Origin of the sequence: Pelosinus sp. IPA-1, from assembly GCF_030269905.1 — a bacterium.
Lineage (GTDB): Bacteria > Bacillota > Negativicutes > DSM-13327 > DSM-13327 > Pelosinus.
This window is the reverse complement of sequence record NZ_BSVC01000001.1, coordinates 759,979-781,145: the sequence shown is the minus strand read 5'-3', so window position 1 is coordinate 781,145 and position 21,167 is coordinate 759,979. Positions and strand designations below refer to the sequence as shown.

Sequence of the window (21,167 nt, the reverse complement as noted above, 5' to 3'; positions counted from 1 at the left end):
TTATTTTAGATGAGGATATAGCATATCCCAAAAGTCACAAATAATAATGATTGTAATCGTATCTCAGTGTAAAATACTACGGCTAAACAGCGCTTGAAATAGTAGTAAAACATTCATTATACTTCTTAAGCAGTCATAGTACAGGATCCATATAAAACCTCTTTCACTGCATATCCTTTCATCATCCAATCTGCCACCCTACTTTTTGCTTCCTCCATCCGTTGCATCATAGAAAGTGAAGATGCTGGATCACCATAAACCTTCCACATACCATGGCAAGTATGGCATTCTCCTCCGAGTCCCATAAATCCCATGACATCTTTAAGAGGAATTCCTAATAAAATACCCATTTCATGAGGACAAACTCCTTGAAAGCGTTCTTTAAAATGTTCCAGCAACTCCTCTAAGTTCATAGCTGCATGATAACCAAACCCTGCTAAGAAACGGCGGTTATTATCATCATTTACATAGGCATTTAATAAATCTACTCGATAGAAAAGTACTTTCATACTTGCTGCGTCCTCTTTTAGTACTATCCACTCCATATTACTGTTAGCTAACAATCCCTGTCCATATGTAAGCCATAATGTTTTCATTAAAAATTGGGGTGAATCCATTAAATTGAGTAAAGTACTTGGTTTTTCACCGTAAATAGTCGGTGCTAATTCTACCACTAACCATTTTGAGAAAAAATCCGTATTGTTTTTAGTATCTTGTATTTGTAAAAATTGTTTCCAACTCATGATAATCAATTCCACCTTTAATACTTTTTTATATCTTATTCCATAACTCCTGCAGCTGCTATTTTTTCTTCCACGGCACCCCAGGATCGTTTGGAAAACACTAAAGGTACATCTTGGGCCTTTGCAATTGCCTTCACCATTTTAGCCGTATTATGATTTACATAATCTGTTAGAACCAATACAAATTGTGTCTTTTTGGGAATACTGATTTTATTTTGATTTGACACTCTCCGACCATCTATATGCGTCAATTCCGTTACCCCTAACGAATATAAATTCTTTTCAATACTACCTAAATAATCCGCACCAATTACTACGATAGACATAAATAACCCTCCTTATTGTTATTGATTATCATTCTCATTGATTTGTTAAAAAATAAAGGTAGCCACTGAGCTATCTTCATTTAATCCTATTACTTACAATTCGTTGTTGATCCACAACCACCACAGCCACTACTTTTCCCTGAGCCACTGCAACATGAGCCTTGTCCTTTTATGTTTTTCCAAACCGTCAAGGCTATATAACCAACTGCGAGTATACCAATTCCATATAATATTATTGTCTGCATGTTTCTCTCCTCCTTTTTCAAGACATATATTGAATTGAAATAAAGTTATTTCATCTTATATCTTAACAAGGCGGGTTTGCGCTACTATAGCGCAAACCCCAAATCCTTATACTGTAATAGAACTAACCACCAAATCCTAATAATTTACCACCTTGGTACACAATAAAAGTAACAATATATGCAAGAGTTGTTGAATATATCATGCTAATTGCAGGCCATTTCCATGAACCAGTTTCTCGTTTCATAACAGCAAGGGCTGCCAAACAAGGGGAGTAAATCAGAACAAAAATCATTAAACTATAGGCTACTAAAGGATTCAAATTCTTATCTTCTGCTAAAGCATGTTTCAATGTAGCAGAAGTTTCATCAGTAGCACCTAAGCTATAAATAGTTCCCATCGTACTAATTATTACTTCTTTCGCCGAAACACCAGCTACTAAGCTCACACCAACACGCCAATCAAAACCAAGAGGTCGTATCGCAGGTTCAACGAACTTACCAAATTGTCCAGCATAACTCTTCTCCAGCTTTTCACCAGCTTTTTGATTCGTTATCTTCTCTTTGGTTTCTTCTAATCCGCTCGTAAGTTCAACATACTTTGCTGCACTAGGGTAAATTTCTGGGTTTCCAAGTTCAATTTGTGCCAATTTCTCTGTTTTGTCTGCTTCTAAAGCGACGTATTCAGAACTGTCTTCTTCTAGTTCCTTAGTTTGTTCCTCAAAGTTTTTTTCAATATCTTGAATCTGACCAATCAAACCAGCTAGTTGTTCATTTGCTTCAACATCTTCAATTGCAAAAGGAGCTAGAACTTCTTCCTCCACTTGTTGCGTGTAATTCGCTTCCGCCTGAACTATCAAAGCTTCATAATTAGTACTGTACTCTACATTTGTAGGATAATTCGTTAAAAACCACATTAATATAGATGCTGCTAAAATGATAGTACCTGCTTTTTTTACATATAAAGAGCCACGTTCCCACATATGAATGACTACACTTTTTAGCGTAGGTATACGATAAGGAGGTAACTCCATAACGAAAGGCTCACTTTCGCCTTTTAAAACAGTCTTACGGAAAAGACTCGCTACGATCATGGATAGTATAATTCCTATAACATAAATCGAAAATAATACATTACCAGCAATATCTGCATCAAAGAATGCAGCGATTAGCACAGTATATACGGGCAGCTTCGCACTACAACTCATGAGTGGCGAAATCAATATAGTAATAATTCGATCCCGAGGATTTTCCAGGGTTCTCGTTCCCATAATAGCAGAAACACTGCAACCAAACCCTAACATGAGAGGAATAAAGGATTTACCATGTAAACCAAATCTACGCATCAGCCTATCCATAATAAAGGCTGCTCTAGCCATATAACCCGTGTCTTCCAGTAAAGCAATCGCTAAGAATAATAGTAAAATTCCAGGGACAAAGGTAAGAACGCTACCCACACCGCCAATTATACCATCAACTATTAAAGACTTCAGAGGGCCATCCCCCATGATATCTCCAATATATTCACCAAACTTGCCCATTCCCGTTTCAATCCAACCAGAAGGAATATCTCCAATTGTGAATACTAAGTTAAACACTAACCACATCAATGCAAAAAATATAGGCAAACCGAACATTCGATTAGTCAAAACCTTATCGATTTTATCTGATGTAGTCATCGTCGTTAAACTTCTAGTATCAGCAACTTGTTGAAAAACTTTGCCAACGAACTGATAACGCTGCCCTGCAATAAAAACTTCAATATCCTCGCCTAATTCTTTTACCAATTCTTCTCTAATTGTCCTACAAGATGCCATAATTTCATTGGAATTCGGCAGTTTTCTAAGAGATTCAATAATATTGGAGTCATTCTCAAGTAATTTTAATGCTAGCCATCTCTCAGAAAAGTTAATTTCCTTATGTAATGGCAGCAATAAAGATTCTAATTTTTGCAATGCTTCTTCGACATGAACACCATAATCTAATTTAAAACCACTAGCTAACTTACTGCCACTTGCCTGCATTGCATTATGCAAGATAGATTCCATACCTTCTTTACGTACACCAATCGTACGTACAACGGGAATACCATTTAAACATTGTGATAACCTTGCATCATTAATTTTTAACCCTGCAGCTTCCGCTACATCCACCATGTTTAACGCTAGTATTAGGGGATGACCTAATTCTAATAATTGCACGGTTAAATATAAATTACGTTCCAAATTTGATGTATCTAAAATATCAATGACCACATCTGGTTTATCATTTACAATAAAATTGCGAGTTACTACTTCTTCTTGAGAGTATGCTGTTAAACTATAAGTACCAGGCAAATCAATAATGGAAAACTCATTCTCACCTAGATTTCGATATCCTTCTTTTTTCTCAACAGTAACGCCAGGATAATTTCCTACATGTTGACGTCCCCCTGTTAAATTATTAAAAATGGTGGTTTTACCGGAATTCGGGTTACCAACCAGTGCTACTGTTACCTTTTTGCCTACCATCATCATTCCCCTTTATCAAGACATTTTTATGAAACCAATTATCATTCTCAGTCATGTTGTATTTTTTTTAATGTACATGAATTTGATGTGCTAGACAGTTTTCTAACATTATTCTAGACTGACCAACCTTCACCAATAAAGTACCGTTGACACTATTCATAACTTCTACAGAGCATCCAGGAACAAGGCCCATATTTACCATGCGCATACGCATCGCACAAGAACAGGCAAAATCTTTTATTATGCACTTTTGTCCAATTCTCGCAAATACTAGTGGCATAGCAATACCCCCTATTCCTTAGGCCATTTCAAGTTCAATCATCTCGGCTTCATTTTTCCGTAACGAGAGATTAAAGCCTTTTACTTTTATTTCCATAGGATCACCTAAAGGCGCAAATTTTTGAACTTCAATTATCGTACCCGCCACAACACCCATATCGATGATGCGTCGCTTTATCATGCTATTGCCAGCTACCTTTTTGACTACTCCTTTTTCTCCAGGGAGTAAATCACTAAGTACTTTAGCCATTCTACATTTCTCCTTTCACTTGCCTGATACCAATTCTCATTATCATATTATCTATATAATAACTGAATTTAGCCTAAACTGTCAAGCCCTTCTCTTGAGTTTTTGCCTTATTCCTTGTATACATGATAACCCTATTGCTCTTTAACTCTTATAGACAAAATAAAGAGAGAAGGCATTTAACCTTCTCTCAAAAAGCAACCATCCTTACATTCTGTTTACCTGAGACAAATCTCAACATCAACCTTTCAGGACGAAACTTATTAACTAACTAACTACTTCACCATGGTCACTTGAGCAATCTTCAATTCACCATTCATAGGGAGAAGAGGATTTAGGCTTTTACCTACTAGGAAATTTTAAAACAAAAAACACTCTACCTATAACCGACTAACTAGTTGCTAAGACTGGAAACTGGATTCCAACACTCTTGGCAGTTACTTAAGTCACTTGTAAGGATGGTGCTTGACTAAATAATAACATGGAAATATAAAAATAGCAAGCACCGATTTGATTTTTTTATTAATTATGATGGTGCATTGGCATTACTTGATTATTTGGATTCCAGCTTAGTATTGCAGGATCCACCATACCAAATATCATCGCAATATGGGCTACAATCAAAAATACTGTCAATAAAATAAAATGAAGTTTCATCTTTTCTGACTCTGATTTTCCACGACCAATTACCCCTAACTCTAATAATGCGATTCCAAACAGAGGAATTACTCCACTGAGATAAGAGCCTACGGCAATGATATCCGCAATCCCTCGCCACTCAATATGTGGAACAACGGAGATTCCCATTTGTAAAAAGATCCCTAGGAAATAAAAACCCAAGACAATACCAAAACAATATGAAGATCTTATGAAGAAAACAAAATTTTTATTTTTTTCTTGCTAGGTAATGAGTATGCAGTAATGAGTGAGATTTAGGGCTTAGAGGCTTTCCTAAAAAATCTTCATATAACGTAATCACTGCAGGATTTTTATGAGACTGCCTAATCACCGAATCACGATCAATTTGATATAAACCTTCCATGCGGTTCCCCTTCGCCCCCGTCTGACTCGTTATTGGTTGGCCCCCGCCCCCAATGCAGCCACCGAGACACCCCATAATTTCAATAAAGGTATAGTTACACTCACCCGTTTTAATTTTCTCCATTAGCAATCTTGCATTTTTCAAACCGTTAGCAACTGCTACTTTTACTTTTAAACCATTAAGATCAATTTCAGCTTCCTTAATTCCTGTAAGGCCCCGTACCATTTTAAAATCGAGTTGCTTCAATTCTTGCCCAGTGACCATTTCGTATACGGTCCGCAAAGCCGCTTCCATTACGCCCCCTGTTGTGCCAAAAATGGCTCCTGCACCTGTAGAAATCCCCATAGGATCATCAAAATTCTCATCCTCTAGGGCCCTAAATTCAATGCCGGCTTCTTTTATCATCCTAGCAAGTTCACGAGTTGTTACTACTATATCCACATCACGATAGCCACTGCCATTCATTTCAGGTCGGGAACTCTCATATTTTTTAGCGGTACAAGGCATAATAGAAACCACAAAAATCTTATCCGGTGAAATACCTGTTTTTTGCGCATAATAAGTTTTTGCCAATGCACCAAAAATTTGCTGTGGCGATTTACAGGTGGAAACATGAGGCAATAATTCGGGATAAAAAGTTTCGACAAAATTTACCCATCCAGGACTACAAGAGGTAATGAGAGGCAAAACACCATGATGCTGTATTCGTTCTAAGAGTTCGTTGCCTTCCTCCATAATCGTAACATCTGCAGCAAAATTGGTATCAAAAACCTTGTCAAAGCCTAAACGACGCAGGGCAGTTACCATTTTACCTGTGCTGATACTGCCACGTTCCATACCAAACTCTTCCCCTAAGGCTACTCTTACGGCAGGTGCAACCTGTACGATTACATGTTTTTCTTCATCATCAAGAGCTTCCCACACCTCATCTGTATTATTCTTTTCATAAAGTGCGCCAACAGGGCATACTGCAATGCATTGTCCACAAAAAACACAAGGACTCTCCTCTAGTTTTTTGTCATAAGCAGTACTAATCTCGTATTTTCTAGAACGATTGGCTATATTAATTGCCCCAACACCTTGTATCTCTTGACAAACAGCAACACAACGGCCACACTTTATACACTTATTTGCATCACGCACAATTGAAGGATTTCCTTTATCAATTGGCAGTTTATTTTCGCCATTAATCACCGGCTCAAACACTGGTTTACCAATGCCAAAAGTTGTTGCTAATTGCTGCAGCTCGCAATTACCACTACGAATACAATGCAGACAGTCTTGTGGATGAGATGCTAAAATAAGTTCTAATACAGTTTTTCTAGTATCTCTTACTATCTTACTGTTTGTAATAATTTCAGCGCCTTCCCATACTTCATTACTGCAAGCAGTTTTTAGTTTCTTTTGCCCTTTTATTTCTACTAAGCAAACTCGACAAGTGGCTCGTACTGCAAGGTCTGGGTGATAGCAAAGTACAGGAATCTGAACTCCAACCTTCTTAGCGGCATCAATAATTAGAGTTCCCTCTGGTACTGTCACGGAAAGCCCATCAATCATCAATGTCACTTCATTTCTTCCACTTTCTACATGCTGCATATTATTCACCCCTCTCATCGATAAAACAATGGCCAGCAGGACATTGTTTCTTACTATGGGCTTTAAACTCATCCTTAAAATATTTCAAGCAACTCGTAAGAGCTACTGCAGCAGATTGTCCTAACCCACAAAATGATGCATTGGTCATTGCATCCGCTAAGCGTTTCATTACTGCAAAGTCTTCTTCCACCGCCAAACCTTCTTGAAACTTGCATAGAATTTTAAACAATTGCCAATTTCCTTCACGACAAGGCGTACATTTCCCGCAGGATTCATGAATAAAGAATTCAGTAACTTTCTTTAGATAATCAACAACACACACCGATTCATCCATCACAACAACTGCACCAGAACCGACACTTAGTCCAGCAGAACGTAGCGCTTTATAGCAATATATAGTATCTAACTGATCAGGGATCCCACAAGGACCTGATTGCCCACCTAAATGAAAGAACTTGAGTTTTTGCCCCTGTGTTGTACCACCGCCAATTTCTTTATCATAAATAATATCACGAAGTGTTACACCAAAAGGAACCTCATATACTCCTCGTTTTGCTACGTGACCTGACAAACATACTAATTTTGTCCCACCACTATCTTTTGTCCCATAGCTAAGGTATTTTTCACCACCCAATTGAACAATCACTGGAATGTTAGCAAAACTTTCTACATTATTCACTAAGGTTGGCAGCGAAAACAGTCCTACTTCTGCCAAATGAGGCGGTTTGATTCTAGGCCGTCCAGCCTTTCCTTCTATAGAATTTAAAAGGGCTGAATTCTCCCCGCATACATAGGCGCCTGCTCCTGTCACAATATGAATATGAAAACTAAAACCTGTATCTAAAATATTATTCCCTAAATATCCCCTCGCTATGGCATGATTAATGGCTTCTTGAAAATTCCGTTGAATGGCTGCGTATTCACCACGAATATAAATATAGCCATCATTAGAATTAAAAACATAACCAGCAATGGTCATCCCTTCAATGATTCCCAAAGGATCTTGGCTTAATAATAATTTATCTTTAAATGTGCCGGGTTCCCCCTCATCTGCGTTACAAACAATATACTTAGGAAACTCAGGTATCTCCAGTAAATGCTCCCATTTGGCCCCTGCAGGATACGCTGCACCACCTCGCCCAAGCAGCCTCGCTTTTTTAATTTCAGCAACAATATCAGCAGGTTTCATTGTAAAAGCTTTTTTAAGGCCATTAAATCCATTAGCTTTACAATATTCCTCCACAGATGCAGGGGTTATTTTATTACATCTTTGAGAAATTAACTTAACTATTTTTTCCATAACCTATTCCCCCTGATACTTTATAATTATGCTGTTAATCTTATCTTCGGTTAAATTCCCATATATTTCCTCACCAATCTTTGCGACTGGCCCTATATCACAGGCCCCAACACAGGCAGTATACTGCAAAGTAAATTGTTGATCCTGCGTTGTTTCTCCAACTTTGATACCTAAATGTTTCTCAAAAATTTTTGCTATTACATCCGATTTACTAATATAACAAGGAGTACTCTTACAAATCTCAATCACATGCCTACCTCGAGGTTTTGTCGAAAACATAGAATAAAAAGTTAAAACATCATAAACCATGCTAAGAGATAAGTTTAGTTCAGCAGCAACAATTTTAGCCCACTCTTCCTGTACATAATTTTTACCTGATGCATTTTGAATTGCCAAAAGGATTGATAATAAATGTTCCTTTGATTTCCCCTTTTCCTCAACAATCGCTAGAATACGTGAGGAATCTAACTCATTCGGCATATTTTCATCTCCTTTTTTTACCCTAACCTTACGTCTAGACCGATTGGATAATGTAACCATATACTTATATCTAAAAAAAAGACTTGTCCTATGCCCTAAGCTGCTGCCTAAGAAAAGTTCAAGTCTTTTTATTTCATGCTCTCTTTATTATATTATAAGACCCTACTATTTGTATATCGCAATTTTCTGAAGTATCTAATTTCTTCACCTCAAAAGTTGGGAAACAAAAACCAATTGTATACCTGCTGCCTCTAATTCGGGTATCATTTCACTTACCGCTGTAGCTGTTGTCATGCGAGCATGACCGATAACAGTTACGGAACCATGTTTTATTGCCATCTCTTGTGCGGTACGTAATTTTGCTTTTACTGCACTGACTTCGTTTGTATTATCAATAAACAATTCATTTTCCCCAGCTTGTATACCCATTTGCCTCGCAGTTTCAGCAGCGACGGATTGACCATTGGTACGACTATCAACAAAAAACAAGTTATTAGCTTTTAAAACACTTAGTACATCTTTCATAACCCGCTTGTCTGCAGTGGCCCTTGACCCTTGGTGATTATTAACCCCAATTAGCCCAGGCACTGTATCAATCGCTTTCTGCACCATTGTCTGTATCTCTTTATCACTCATAGCGACGGTAACCGTCAGTGCTTCTGACTGAGCACCTTGGTCTAATGGTTCCATAGGTAAATGTAAGATAACTTGATGCCCTGAACTTAATCCCCTAGACGCAGCCTCATTACTAAAAGGTCGATAAGGTATTACAGCAAAGGTAAGGGGACGGTTAATGGCTGCGTAGGCACTAATAGTTTCTTGATTATAGCCAAAATCATCAATGACAAGTGCCATTTTTCCACGAACTTTTCCCTCTCCTTTTGTTTCGGGCACATTAGTTGGCTCAGGGGCAGCACCTTTTTCTTTAGTAAGATATACCCTATCACTAATGATTGTAAGATCTTCTTGCTCTAGTTTATCCCTTAAGCCAATATCAAGGCGCACCACTGCTAATCCTTGATACGTATCAGGCTGAGTAGATAGCACTTGACCCCCAGCACTTTGAATTGCGGAATTCATTCGTTGCTTCATTGTTTCAGCAGATACATCAGCTGGCACAGTCACAAGCACTTGCCTTGTATGCCAACGAATGGTACCTTCCACTTTTTGACGCGGTATTTCTTTTGTTATTTCTTTGGTATCCCTTACAGGAAATTGACTTTTTTGCAAGGCAGCATCAACAGCGGTATGAATTTTTTTTGTTGTTTCTGTGAAATCAACTACAGCTCCTGAACCAGTCTTCTCTATAGTGTGCTTTGGAGGAATCTGTTGGTTGGAGTCTTGACTAACCTTGGCATAGAAAATAGCAATTAATATAACCGAAATGACAAATAACCAAATTTTTGTTTTTCCTTTTCTCTTTCCTGTTGCCATAAACATCTCCTTTTATTAAAGTATCACTATCACACTTTATTTTTTTAAATTGAGATTATTCCTACTATTATTTTTCTCGGTTGCAACGATAACGATATACTGGCCTGCCTACGGATCCATAACTTATTTCTACATGTAGTAAATCCATGCTTTGAAAATACTTAAGATATTTACGGATTGAAACGGGAGAAAGTCCTACATACTGAGCCATCTCTTCTGCCGTAAACTCTTCTTGCCTATCTAAAATGTGCCCCCATACTCGCTTAATCGTATTTCGGTCTAACCCCTTAGGCAATTCAATGTCTTTGTGTGGTATTTTCGCAAAAATTTGCTGATCCAAATCATTTTGAGATAAGCCAGTTTCCCCTCTTATCGCTTTCAATCTTTTTTTGAAAGCGATTAAAGCAGCTTGAAATCTTTCAAACTCAAAAGGTTTAATCAAATAATCTACTGCTCCATTTCGAAGAGCCGTTTGAATACTTTGATTTTCTCGTGCAGCAGATACTACGATGACATCGACACTAACGTTCTGCTGACGGATCTTAGCTAATAACTCAAGCCCGTTCATATTGGGCATAAAAATATCTAACAATACTAAATCAATATTCTTTTCTTTTAGAACAGCTAAGGCTTCCTCACCATTTTTAACGATACCGCAGAATGTAAAATCTTGGATCCTTTCAATATAACGTCGATTTAACTCTGCTACCATAGGATCATCTTCTACTACTAATACCTTAATCATTTTGATTCCCCTTTATTTTATAAGGAATTTTTACCGTAAATACGGTCCCCTCCCCTGGTCGCGATTCAAAATCAATTTCTCCCGCTAAGTATTTTACACTACGTTCAACCAAATGTAACCCAAAACCTCGATTACCATCCTTACTAGATACACCTTTTGTAAAGAGTGTATTACTTATTTCCGGTAGAATCCCTTCTCCTGTATCACTTACAATAATATATAAACTTCCTTCATCATAATACATATGCAGTTCTACCTCTTTATAATCGGTACAACGTACAGCATCAAAAGCATTTTCTACTAAATTACCAATTATAGTCACCATTTCATGGACAATTCCATGATCACAAGGAGCAGGTACATAGCTTTCCTCTGCCAAATGCATAACAACTTTTTTTTCTCTAGCCAAACTTAATTTACTTAAGACGAAACCTGCAAGTATAGGTTCTTCAATTCGTTTTGCAACAAGATTTATTTCTTCTTCATGTTCAGAAGTGATTTGATTAATATAAACCGCTAATTGTTGATAACTCTTAAGCTTTACTAATCCTAGTATAACATGCAATTGATTCATAAACTCATGAGCTTGTGCTCTAAGAGCATCCACGTAGCTGCGAACACCTGTTAATTCCTCTGCTAACCCTTTTACCTCCGTCTTATCACGAAAAGTTGATATAGCACCAACAACTTCTCCATTTACTATCATTGGTAAGCAATTTCCAATCACAGATGTTCCCTGAAAATCCTGATCTTGATCCAATTCTGCTACTCTAGCTTCCATCACTGCCATCAAATTTGTATTTGGCACAAAATCTTCGAATTTTTTTCCTACTGGACTATCCTCCACACCCAACATTTTAAGAGCTTCATCATTCACTAAAGAAATAATTCCTTGTCTGTCAACTGCGATAATCCCTTCATGCACAGATTCAAGCATAGCATTTCTTTCTTCAAGTCGTTTGGCAATCGCTCCCGGCTCAAGTCCAAATAATGTTTTTTTTACATTCTGTGATAATAAATATGCCCCGATAATCCCAATTAACATACCAATTAGAATAGCCAAAAGGAGTGCCTTGTGGGTGTCTTTCTCTAATATTTTAATTTCTTCAAGCAATATTCCAACAACGACTACACCAACCTGCTGCCCGTTAGCAGTAAATACAGGGACAAAAGCTCGCAAAGAATCTCCTAAGGTTCCCTTTGCCACGGAAATATACTCTTTACCAGCTAACGCCTCTGCCTCATCACCACCGACAAATTTTTCACCTACTTTTGCGGGATCAGGATGCGCCTTACGAATGCCTTGCATATCCAAAACAACAACAAATTGAACATCGGTTGCGTCAGCACTCTCCATCGCATACCTTTGCAGTTCACTTATTTGCTTTTCTCCAGTCAATCCCTCTACGATAATAGGCGAACGAGCAACAAGCTGTGCTATACTAATTGCCTGTCTTCCAGTACCCTTTTGTATTTCTATCTCAACACTGCGAGAAGTTAACCAATTTGTAACCAATAATGCCACAACCACTACAGCAAATACCAAAATCATTATTTTTGTCTGCAGTTTTAAATTTCTGGTTAGTAACAAGCACACACCACCTTGATATTACTTTACATATATATTCATTATAGAAACCAAAGTCATAAAAGACAATAAAAATAAAATACCTGACGAGACGTATTCTCTATTCAGGCATTTCTAACTAACTCTTACCTTTTTCCAACAGTCGCCACGTAGATAATAAATTCTTCTTCACCATCTAGGCCAATTACAGAGTTAATATATTCATCATCAAACGCTGCAATGGCACATACACCACAACCAACTACTTGCGCAGCTAAATATAAATTTTGACAAACATGTCCGGCATCTAAATGTAAGTATCGGTACCCTCTTTCCCCATACCGCCATTTCATGCGCTCAACCTCTGCCGACCAAAGAAATGTCACCCCACTTTTGGTGATAAAACCTTGAGCTAAACAGCCTTTGATTATCTCCTTGGAAATATCCTTTGCCAAGTTTACTTCTATTAGTTTGTGTTCAAGGGCTAAAAAGCGATATAACCCCGGTTTTACCCCTTCTACATTATGAATTAGTAAATAAGTTTCTAGAGCATGTCGCGCGCCTGCAGAAGGCACCGTCCTTAAAGTTGCTTTATTGCCTAATACTTGTTTTACTCCTTGCGTACACCACAGTAAGTAAGAGAGTTCTAATAAACTTAGCGGCATATTTTGATAATCACGTACACTGGTTCGAAGCTCTACCACTGCCATAAAATCGATCATAAAGGGGGGAATTTCCTCGGGCATCGGTAAATCAATCACAGTCTTTGTGATATCATAACTTGCTTCTAAAGGTGGTTGTGCTATTTTATTATTCTGATCTGCTGGTTCCATATTCTCATACCGAGTTTTCAGCATAAATTCATGACCAATTGATTTTGACATCGTAACACCTCTAACTTCTATAAAATTGATACACTAAATACTATAATATTCTTATTCTTTCACCACTCTACAAAAAAATCCCTTCTTCTCCAAAAAAAACAAAACCGCCAATCATATAAAAGATTGGTTGTTTTGCTTTCTTCCAATTAACTATTTATTATTTTCTTCTTTTTTGTAATTCTTCTAATAGCTCAGTAAGGCTCACATCATGCTGTACTAATAGTACTAAGCAGTGGTACCAAAGATCTGCCATTTCATAAAGTAGTTCTTCTTTACTATTATTTTTAGAACCAATAATAGTTTCTGCAGCTTCTTCTCCTACTTTTTTCAGAATTTTATCCTGGCCCTTTTCAAAGAGATAAGTAGTATAAGATCCTGCTATTGGGTTACGTTTACGATCATTAATTACATGGAATAACTCATTTAGTACTGTAGCTACGGATTGCCCATAGATTTTACTAGTATCTACCAGCTTTTCATCTTGCATGTTAGTATCCCCTAGGGTACGACTAAAACAAGATACTGTTCCTTCATGACAAGCTACACCAATTTGCTTTACTTGAAGTAAAAGAGTGTCACCATCACAGTCATAACGGATCTCCCTCACATGCTGCACATGACCCGATGTTTCACCCTTTTGCCATAAGCTTTGACGACTGCGGCTATAAAACCAAGTGATCTTAGTTTCTACTGTTTTTCTTAAAGATTCTTCATTCATATAAGCCAGCATAAGAATCTTACCTGTTTCTTCTTCTTGAATAATAGCTGGAATTAAACCCTTTTCATCAAATTTTATCCCTTCTAAATTGATCATAGTCTTACATCTACCCCTCTCGATTTTAAATACTGCTTGACTTGACCAACGGTAAATTGTCCAAAATGAAATACCGAGGCGGCTAACACAGCATCCGCCTTGCCTGCTGTAAGTACATCATAAAAATGTACCATTTCTCCCGCACCACCAGAGGCAATCACAGGAACACCTACTGCTTCAGAAACTGCTCTAGTGAGTTTAATGTCGTAACCATCTTTGGTACCATCTTTATCCATGCTAGTCAGCAAAATTTCTCCAGCGCCAAGCTCCGTCGCTTTTTTCACCCACTCAATTACATCAAGACCGGTCGGCGTACGTCCGCCATTAATATATACTTCCCATTTATCTTCTCCAGCCTGTCTGGCATCAACGGCCAAAACAATACACTGAGAGCCAAAGCGTTTTGCGCCTTCAGAAAGTAATTCTGGATTTTTAATAGCCGCTGTGTTGAGAGAGACTTTATCAGCCCCAGCCTTTAACATCTTGCGAATATCATCTACCGTACGAATTCCTCCCCCTACGGTAAAAGGAATAAACACCTGAGATGCGGTTTGCTCTACCATTTGCACCATAGTATTTCTTTCTTCACAAGAAGCGGTAATGTCTAGAAAGATTAACTCATCAGCAAGCTCTTTATCATAAATAGATGCTAATTCTACTGGATCACCAGCATCCCTAAGTCCAACAAAATTTGTTCCTTTTACAACTCTCCCATCTTTCACATCCAAACAAGGAATAATCCGTTTCGTATACATCGTCTCACTCTCCTTGTAGCAACTGTAATGCATCGGCGAGGCATAAACTGCCTGTATAAATGGCCTTACCGACAATCACACCTTCAATACCTTCACTTACTGCCTCTTTAATGGCTTTAATATCTGCCAAATCACGAACGCCACCGGAAGCAATCACGGGAATATTTGAAGCCTTCGCCAAAGCTGCTGTAGCGGCAACGTTCACTCCAGATAAAGTTCCATCCCGGGAAATATCTGTGTAGATAATACGAGCCACACCTACCTCAGCCATCTTTTGTCCCAGTTCTTCTGCACGAATACCACCTGCGACGCCCCATCCTTCGACAGCAGCAATGCCATCACGAGCATCAATCCCTACAACAATTCGATCCCCATACTGCCTACAAGCTTCTTTTACCAACTCAGGCTGACGTACGGCAACTGATCCCAAAATTACCCGCTGCACTCCCGCTTTTAGCACTTGCTCAATGGTATCTAACGTCCGAATACCACCACCTAATTGGACGGGAATTTTTACAGTGTTGGCAATCTCACCAATTACCTTCAGATTAACTGGTTTACCAGCAAGTGCACCATCTAAATCTACCAAATGCAGATATTCTGCGCCCTCTTTTTCCCAACGAAGCGCCATCTCCATCGGATGGTCCGCAAATATTGTTTCTTGGTCAAAACGTCCCTCTGTCAAACGTACACACTTTCCACCTCTAATATCAATAGCAGGAAAAATAATCATAGCTTCATCTCCTTAAAATTAGCCAGCATTGCCAAACCTACGCTGCTAGATTTTTCCGGATGAAATTGTACTGCCTGCACATTTCCCCGCCCAACCGCAGCAGTGACTGGACCACCGTAATCTGTAACTGCAGTAATCAGACTAGGGTCCTCCGGTACTGCATGATAACTATGTACAAAATATACGAAAGATTCTTGAGGCAAATTAGCAAACAAAGGACTATTACCAGAAAAGGTCAAGCTATTCCAACTCATATGAGGAATTTTAAGTTTTGGAGCCTCTATCTTACGCACCATGCCAGGAAAAATCCCAAGTCCTTTAACCTCTGGATCTTCTTCGCTGCCTTCAAATAAAACTTGTAATCCTAGGCAAATAGAGAGAAAAGGTGTTCCCTTAGCAACTACTTCAGCAATTGCATCAATCATTTGATAAGCCCTAAGGTTTTCCATACAATCGCCAAAAGCACCGACACCTGGTAATACGACTTTATCCGCTGCTACAACAACCTCTGGATTACTTGTAACAACAACCTCTGCTCCTAATTTAACGAATGCCTTTTCGACACTAAATAAATTACCCATACCATAATCAATAATGGCAATCATGGTCACCCCTCCTATAACATCCCCTTAGTAGACATGACTCCAACAATTCGTTCATCTTTAGATGTTGCTTCATCCAAAGCTCGGCCCAATGCCTTAAAGATAGCTTCCACAATATGGTGAGAATTTTTCCCTGATAATACACGTACATGCAAAGTTAAACCAGCATGCACCGACAAAGCCCGTAAAAATTCTTCTACTAATTCGCTATCAAAATCACCTATTTTTTGTGCTGGAATTGCAGCATCAAAAACCAGATAAGGACGACCACTAATATCTAAGGACACCGTAGCCAAAACCTCATCCATCGGGACAAAAGCAGTACCGTAGCGTTTAATGCCGCTTTTATCTCCCAAACTCTTAGTTAAAGCTTGCCCTAAAGCAATTCCTGTATCTTCGACGGTATGATGTCCATCTACATGCAAATCACCATTCGTAGTAAGCTGTAAATCAAAAAAACCATGTTTCGTTAGGAGTATTAGCATATGGTCAAAAAAACCAATCCCTGTAGCAATTTCGCTTTTTCCTGTGCCATCAATGGTTAAGTCCACTGCGATCTTCGTTTCAGCTGTCTCTCTTGATACTGCTCCTCTACGCATCATAAAGAACCTTCTTTCAAGAAAACTTCTATTGCCTTAGATAAGTTATCGTTTTCCAACGGCGTCCCCACTGTAATTCGAATACAATTCGTTAGATAAGGAGCCGAGCTAAAATCTCGGATACCAATATTTTTATCGGATAAATAGGCGCTTAATTCTTTCGCTTTTTTTGTTCTTAATAAGATAAAGTTAGTTTCTGATGGATAGACTGTAATATCTGGTAATGCGGTTAGCAAAGTAATCAAACGCTCACGCTCTGCAATAATCTGCCCGATGATTGGCAGAAATTCATCACGCATTTGATATACGACTTCTGCTGTAACAAGAGATAATGCATTCATATGATAAGGCATCATAACTCGTTCCACCATGGAAACGATTTCCGCATTGGCAAGCATATACCCTACACGAGCAGCTGCTAGGCCGTAGGCTTTTGATAAGGTCCGAGCGATAATCAAATTATCATATTGTCTCATTAGGTCTACGGCTGACTCTCCATAGAATTCATAATAGGCTTCGTCAACAACCACTGGGCACTTCAAATTACTAACAATATACTCAATGTCCCCTTTAGGAATGATAGAACCGGTAGGATTATTGGGGTTACATAAAATAACTAACTTAGCATCTGCCTGTTGAGCTGCTTGGATTACCTGATCTCTTGATAAAGCATACTCTTCATTTAGTTCTACTGGTATAGCCTTACTCTCCGTCAACTGAGCGTAAATACCATACATAGAAAAAGATGGCACTGGAAAAACAATACTTCTACCTGGCCCACCGAAAGTCTGACACAAAGCCAGCAGAATTTCACTTGAACCATTGCCAATTAGGGTATTTTGCACCGTAGTATTAAAATTTTCTGCGATTTGAGATCTAAAATCTCGGGTTCCTAAATCAGGATAACGGTTAAATGCCATATATTCCAGCTGGTTCATTACCCTTTCATGTACTAAGGGTGGCAGATTGCTAGGACTCTCATTGGCATCTAGCTTACTATCCCACTCTTTTTCTTCTACGGAATAAGGTTTTATTTTATCTAATCCTGGTCTATAATCAAACATCATTATTTTCCCCTCACTCGAATGGCATTTGCATGAGCCTGTAAGCCTTCTGCTTTTGCCAATGTAATTACTTGCTCCGAAACTTGATTAAGTGCCTCTTTCGTATAGGCAATAATACTGGTCTTTTTCATAAAGGTCTCTACATTTAAAACAGAATAAAACCGTGCGGTTCCCCCTGTCGGTAATACATGATTGGGTCCTGCAAAATAATCACCCAAAGGTTCTGGCGAATAAGGTCCTAAAAATACAGCACCTGCATTACGTACATGAGGAAGCATGGAAAAAGGCTCAGCAGTTAGTATCTCTAAGTGTTCTGGAGCCGATAAATTCGCCAATTCCATAGCTTGCATGCTATCCTTTGCCACAATGATTAAACCATTTCTTGTTAATGCTTCTTGTGCAATTTCTCTACGAGGCAGTTCTGACAATTGACGTTTTACTTCTAACTCTACTTTACCAACAAGGTCACTGCTATCGGTAATCAAAATACTAGAAGCCAATACATCATGTTCAGCCTGACTCAACATATCTGCAGCAATATAAGCGGGATTGGCAGTTTCATCTGCAACAATCAGAATTTCGCTAGGTCCAGCTAACATATCAATGTCACAATGTCCGTACACTGCTTTTTTAGCCAAGGTAACAAATATATTACCTGGCCCAGTAATTTTATCCACTTGGGGAATTAGCTTCGTGCCAAAAGCCAAAGCGGCAATAGCTTGTGCTCCGCCAACTTTAAACACTCTCGTCACACCTGCTTCACGGGCTGCTGTAAGTACATTAGGATTGACGCTGCCATCTTTACCCGGTGGTACTACCATGATGATTTCCTTGACTCCAGCAACTACAGCTGGTACTGCATTCATAATAACGGAAGAAGGATACATAGCAGTGCCGCCAGGCACGTAGATTCCGACTCTTTCTAACGGTGTAACGTTTTGTCCTAACATGGCTCCATGCTCTCTATAGGTAAGCCAGGTCTTGGGAAGTTGTTCTTGGTGAAAAGATTTTACGTTAGCAATGGCTTTACGTATTGCAACTAATACCTCTTGATCTACCTTTTTCAAGGCTTCCTCAAATTCCCCTACGGTTACTTCCAAGCTCTCAGTCGTTAATCTTACACCATCAATTTCTTTTGTATACTTAAGAACTGCTTCGTCTCCTTGAAGACGCACATCCTGAACAATTTTATCTACGACTTGAGAAGCTGTAAGTTCGCTACCAAAAACTTTTTTGATACTAGCTTTTGCTCCCTCTCCTAATACCACCTGATCAAAAGAAGGTTTTCTCAAAAGTTCTGCTAAGGCTTCTTGGCTAATATCTTTTGTATCTACAACTCTCATTTGCCTACCTCGCTTTCCAACAAGGCCTTTAATCCTTCTGTAATTCGATGAATCCGATCAAACTTCATTTTAAAGCTAACTCGATTCGCAATAAAACGTGCTGTGACCGGTTGAATCGTAGCAACTTCGATTAATTTGTTTGCCTTTAAGGTACGACCTGTTTCTACAATATCTACAATAATTTCCGCTAAGCCAACCATTGGTGCTAATTCAATAGAACCATTTAATTTGATAAATTCCATTTGAATACCCATGCTATGAAAAAAGCGTTCTGCAATTGCTGGAAATTTCGTTGCAACCCGCATATGAGCATAATCGCTTAATTTTTCTTGTTGCAAGGCTTCTGGTACAGCCACCATCATTCGACATAAACCAAACTTTAAGTCTAGCAATTCGTATACATCTTTATTTTCTTCCAGCAGTACATCTTTACCAATAATGCCGATATCAGCAGCCCCATATTCAACATATGTAGGTAAATCTGCTGTTTTGGTTATAATAAATCGTAACTTCTCTTTTTCGTTGGTTATAACCAACTTACGAGAGTTTTCACTCAAATCTTCTGCAGTACATCCTACCTTTGCTAACATATCTGCCGAAGGGGCAAATAATTTGCCTTTAGGCAAAGCTATTGTAAGATAATCCATGTCGCTCGATGTCATGAAGAACCTCCTTGAATCCTTTAGTTATTTAAAGCGTTAATATATAGATATATTAACATTTATTAAAATATTCGTCAATGAAAATGTAGGACTTTTTCGTGTATATGTAGAATTATTTGGCAAGAAACTAAAAATATTCTTTTTCAACTATCAGTCTACATTTTTTTTTCATTCTTAATGGATTGTTCCTGATTTTTGCCTTACTCTCTGTTCCTTGTTGATAAAATAGTAAAAAGGGGTGCATCTATTATGCCCAAATTAAATATTCTCGTCATTAACAATTTAGCTAATCACCATATAGAGGCGATTAAAAATGTCGAACCTAACAGCAATGTCATAACTTGCGATTTGGCTCAAGCTGCTGATCACATTCATGACACTGATATTTTATTAACTTGGGGATCCATGGATATTCGTTCCCTCTACCTTGCTGCGCCTAAACTAAAGTGGGTGCATAGCTTAAGCGCCGGGGTTGAAAGTTTGGTTTTCCCTGAAATGAAACTTGCCACTACCATCTTAACCAATTCAAAAGGGATTCATGGCATCCCCGTATCAGAGCATGTTCTGTCTATGATGCTGGCATTTACAAGAGGACTCACCGTCTTTATCAGGCAACAAGGAAAAAGCCTTTGGAAACGTACTCCTGTTGATGAAATCCACGATAAAACCATCGGTATCGTTGGACTTGGCAGCATTGGCAGAGAAATTGCGAAAAAAGCAAAAGGAATGGGTATGCAGGTTCTCGCCAGCAAACAAACAATGACAAAAGAGCTCTTCGTAGATGAACTATATCCTCCCGAAAAGCTCCATGAATTACTTTCCCTTTCCGATTTCGTAGTAATTGCTCTACCTTTGGTAGACGAAACCAGAAATTTATTTACGCTAAAAGAATTTTCTGCTATGAAACCGTCAGCCTACCTCATTAATATTGCTCGGGGCGGTATCATTCAGCAAGCAGATCTGGCGACTGCTCTACAGCAGGGCCTAATAAAAGGCGCTGGCTTAGATGTATTCGATGAAGAACCTTTGCCAGATACTTCCCCTCTATGGAACATGGAAAATGTGATTATTACCCCACATGTAGCAGCCTTATCACCCAATTATCTTGACCGCGCCATTAAGCTCTTCACTGACAATCTCTCCCGCTTCCTTGAAAGTAAAGAAATGTTAAATTGTATTGATAAGAAAAAGGGCTATTAA

Annotated in this window: 23 protein-coding genes; 1 reads left to right on the top strand and 22 read right to left on the bottom strand. The window is 38.5% G+C overall.

The window, feature by feature from the left end:
• Positions 1-125 precede the first annotated feature (125 nt).
• The 22 genes from QSJ81_RS03610 to hisG form a co-directional block, all read right to left on the bottom strand.
• Positions 126-743, bottom strand: a complete 618-nt coding sequence (locus tag QSJ81_RS03610; protein WP_285716035.1) for a DUF3793 family protein — start codon at positions 741-743, stop codon at positions 126-128.
• Between the two features lie 35 nt (positions 744-778).
• Positions 779-1,069, bottom strand: coding sequence for a DUF2325 domain-containing protein (locus tag QSJ81_RS03605; RefSeq protein ID WP_038669596.1), 291 nt, complete (start codon positions 1,067-1,069; stop codon positions 779-781).
• Between the two features lie 89 nt (positions 1,070-1,158).
• Entirely contained in the window at positions 1,159-1,314 is a 156-nt protein-coding gene (locus QSJ81_RS03600; RefSeq protein WP_173406211.1) for a hypothetical protein, read from the bottom strand.
• Positions 1,315-1,436: 122 nt separating this feature from the next.
• A complete protein-coding gene (gene feoB, locus QSJ81_RS03595; protein WP_285716034.1) occupies positions 1,437-3,827 on the bottom strand; it encodes a ferrous iron transport protein B in 2,391 nt (796 codons plus the stop codon).
• A gap of 61 nt (positions 3,828-3,888) precedes the next feature.
• Positions 3,889-4,101, bottom strand: a complete 213-nt coding sequence (locus QSJ81_RS03590) for a FeoA family protein (RefSeq protein ID WP_285716033.1) — start codon at positions 4,099-4,101, stop codon at positions 3,889-3,891.
• Positions 4,102-4,119: 18 nt separating this feature from the next.
• Positions 4,120-4,350, bottom strand: coding sequence for a FeoA family protein (locus QSJ81_RS03585; protein ID WP_285716032.1), 231 nt, complete (start codon positions 4,348-4,350; stop codon positions 4,120-4,122).
• 519 nt (positions 4,351-4,869) lie between these two features.
• A complete protein-coding gene (locus tag QSJ81_RS03580) occupies positions 4,870-5,193 on the bottom strand; it encodes a DUF6803 family protein (RefSeq protein WP_352230861.1) in 324 nt (107 codons plus the stop codon).
• A gap of 40 nt (positions 5,194-5,233) precedes the next feature.
• The gene (locus tag QSJ81_RS03575; RefSeq protein ID WP_285716030.1) at positions 5,234-6,985 is read right to left on the bottom strand and encodes an NADH-dependent [FeFe] hydrogenase, group A6; all 1,752 of its coding nucleotides are present in this window, start codon (positions 6,983-6,985) and stop codon (positions 5,234-5,236) included.
• A gap of 1 nt (position 6,986) precedes the next feature.
• Entirely contained in the window at positions 6,987-8,285 is a 1,299-nt protein-coding gene (locus tag QSJ81_RS03570) for a complex I 51 kDa subunit family protein (RefSeq protein WP_285716029.1), read from the bottom strand.
• Positions 8,286-8,288: 3 nt separating this feature from the next.
• Positions 8,289-8,765 carry an NADH-quinone oxidoreductase subunit NuoE family protein gene (locus QSJ81_RS03565; RefSeq protein ID WP_285716028.1) on the bottom strand — a complete coding sequence of 159 codons (477 nt, stop codon included), beginning with the start codon at positions 8,763-8,765 and terminating at the stop codon, positions 8,289-8,291.
• A 204-nt stretch (positions 8,766-8,969) separates the two neighbouring features.
• Positions 8,970-10,199, bottom strand: a complete 1,230-nt coding sequence (locus QSJ81_RS03560; protein ID WP_285716027.1) for a divergent polysaccharide deacetylase family protein — start codon at positions 10,197-10,199, stop codon at positions 8,970-8,972.
• A gap of 67 nt (positions 10,200-10,266) precedes the next feature.
• Positions 10,267-10,944 carry a response regulator gene (locus QSJ81_RS03555; protein ID WP_285716026.1) on the bottom strand — a complete coding sequence of 226 codons (678 nt, stop codon included), beginning with the start codon at positions 10,942-10,944 and terminating at the stop codon, positions 10,267-10,269.
• Positions 10,937-12,535: a DcuS/MalK family sensor histidine kinase gene (gene dcuS, locus QSJ81_RS03550; RefSeq protein ID WP_502929633.1), complete on the bottom strand. Its 1,599-nt coding sequence runs from the start codon at positions 12,533-12,535 to the stop codon at positions 10,937-10,939. The genes QSJ81_RS03555 and dcuS overlap by 8 nt, the downstream gene beginning before the upstream one ends.
• Positions 12,536-12,657: 122 nt before the next feature.
• Positions 12,658-13,395 (bottom strand): SagB/ThcOx family dehydrogenase, encoded by a 738-nt coding sequence (locus QSJ81_RS03545; RefSeq protein ID WP_285716024.1) that lies wholly within the window; start codon positions 13,393-13,395, stop codon positions 12,658-12,660.
• 157 nt (positions 13,396-13,552) lie between these two features.
• A complete protein-coding gene (gene hisIE, locus QSJ81_RS03540) occupies positions 13,553-14,209 on the bottom strand; it encodes a bifunctional phosphoribosyl-AMP cyclohydrolase/phosphoribosyl-ATP diphosphatase HisIE (RefSeq protein ID WP_285716023.1) in 657 nt (218 codons plus the stop codon).
• Positions 14,206-14,964, bottom strand: a complete 759-nt coding sequence (hisF, locus tag QSJ81_RS03535; protein WP_038669559.1) for an imidazole glycerol phosphate synthase subunit HisF — start codon at positions 14,962-14,964, stop codon at positions 14,206-14,208. Before hisF ends, hisIE begins: the two co-directional genes overlap by 4 nt.
• 4 nt (positions 14,965-14,968) lie before the next feature.
• Complete coding sequence (hisA, locus tag QSJ81_RS03530; protein ID WP_285716022.1) at positions 14,969-15,697, bottom strand: 1-(5-phosphoribosyl)-5-[(5-phosphoribosylamino)methylideneamino]imidazole-4-carboxamide isomerase; 729 nt, start codon at positions 15,695-15,697, stop codon at positions 14,969-14,971.
• Positions 15,694-16,302, bottom strand: coding sequence for an imidazole glycerol phosphate synthase subunit HisH (gene hisH / locus QSJ81_RS03525; protein WP_285716021.1), 609 nt, complete (start codon positions 16,300-16,302; stop codon positions 15,694-15,696). The genes hisA and hisH overlap by 4 nt, the downstream gene beginning before the upstream one ends.
• A gap of 11 nt (positions 16,303-16,313) precedes the next feature.
• A complete protein-coding gene (gene hisB, locus QSJ81_RS03520; RefSeq protein ID WP_502929634.1) occupies positions 16,314-16,898 on the bottom strand; it encodes an imidazoleglycerol-phosphate dehydratase HisB in 585 nt (194 codons plus the stop codon).
• On the bottom strand, positions 16,898-17,965 hold the full coding sequence (gene hisC, locus QSJ81_RS03515; RefSeq protein WP_285716019.1) for a histidinol-phosphate transaminase: 1,068 nt from the start codon (positions 17,963-17,965) through the stop codon (positions 16,898-16,900). The genes hisB and hisC overlap by 1 nt, the downstream gene beginning before the upstream one ends.
• Positions 17,965-19,305 carry a histidinol dehydrogenase gene (gene hisD / locus QSJ81_RS03510; protein ID WP_285716018.1) on the bottom strand — a complete coding sequence of 447 codons (1,341 nt, stop codon included), beginning with the start codon at positions 19,303-19,305 and terminating at the stop codon, positions 17,965-17,967. The genes hisC and hisD overlap by 1 nt, the downstream gene beginning before the upstream one ends.
• Entirely contained in the window at positions 19,302-19,967 is a 666-nt protein-coding gene (gene hisG / locus QSJ81_RS03505; protein WP_285716017.1) for an ATP phosphoribosyltransferase, read from the bottom strand. Before hisG ends, hisD begins: the two co-directional genes overlap by 4 nt.
• A gap of 249 nt (positions 19,968-20,216) precedes the next feature.
• Here hisG and QSJ81_RS03500 point away from each other — a divergent pair, with 249 nt between their 5' ends.
• Entirely contained in the window at positions 20,217-21,167 is a 951-nt protein-coding gene (locus QSJ81_RS03500; RefSeq protein WP_285716016.1) for a D-2-hydroxyacid dehydrogenase, read from the top strand.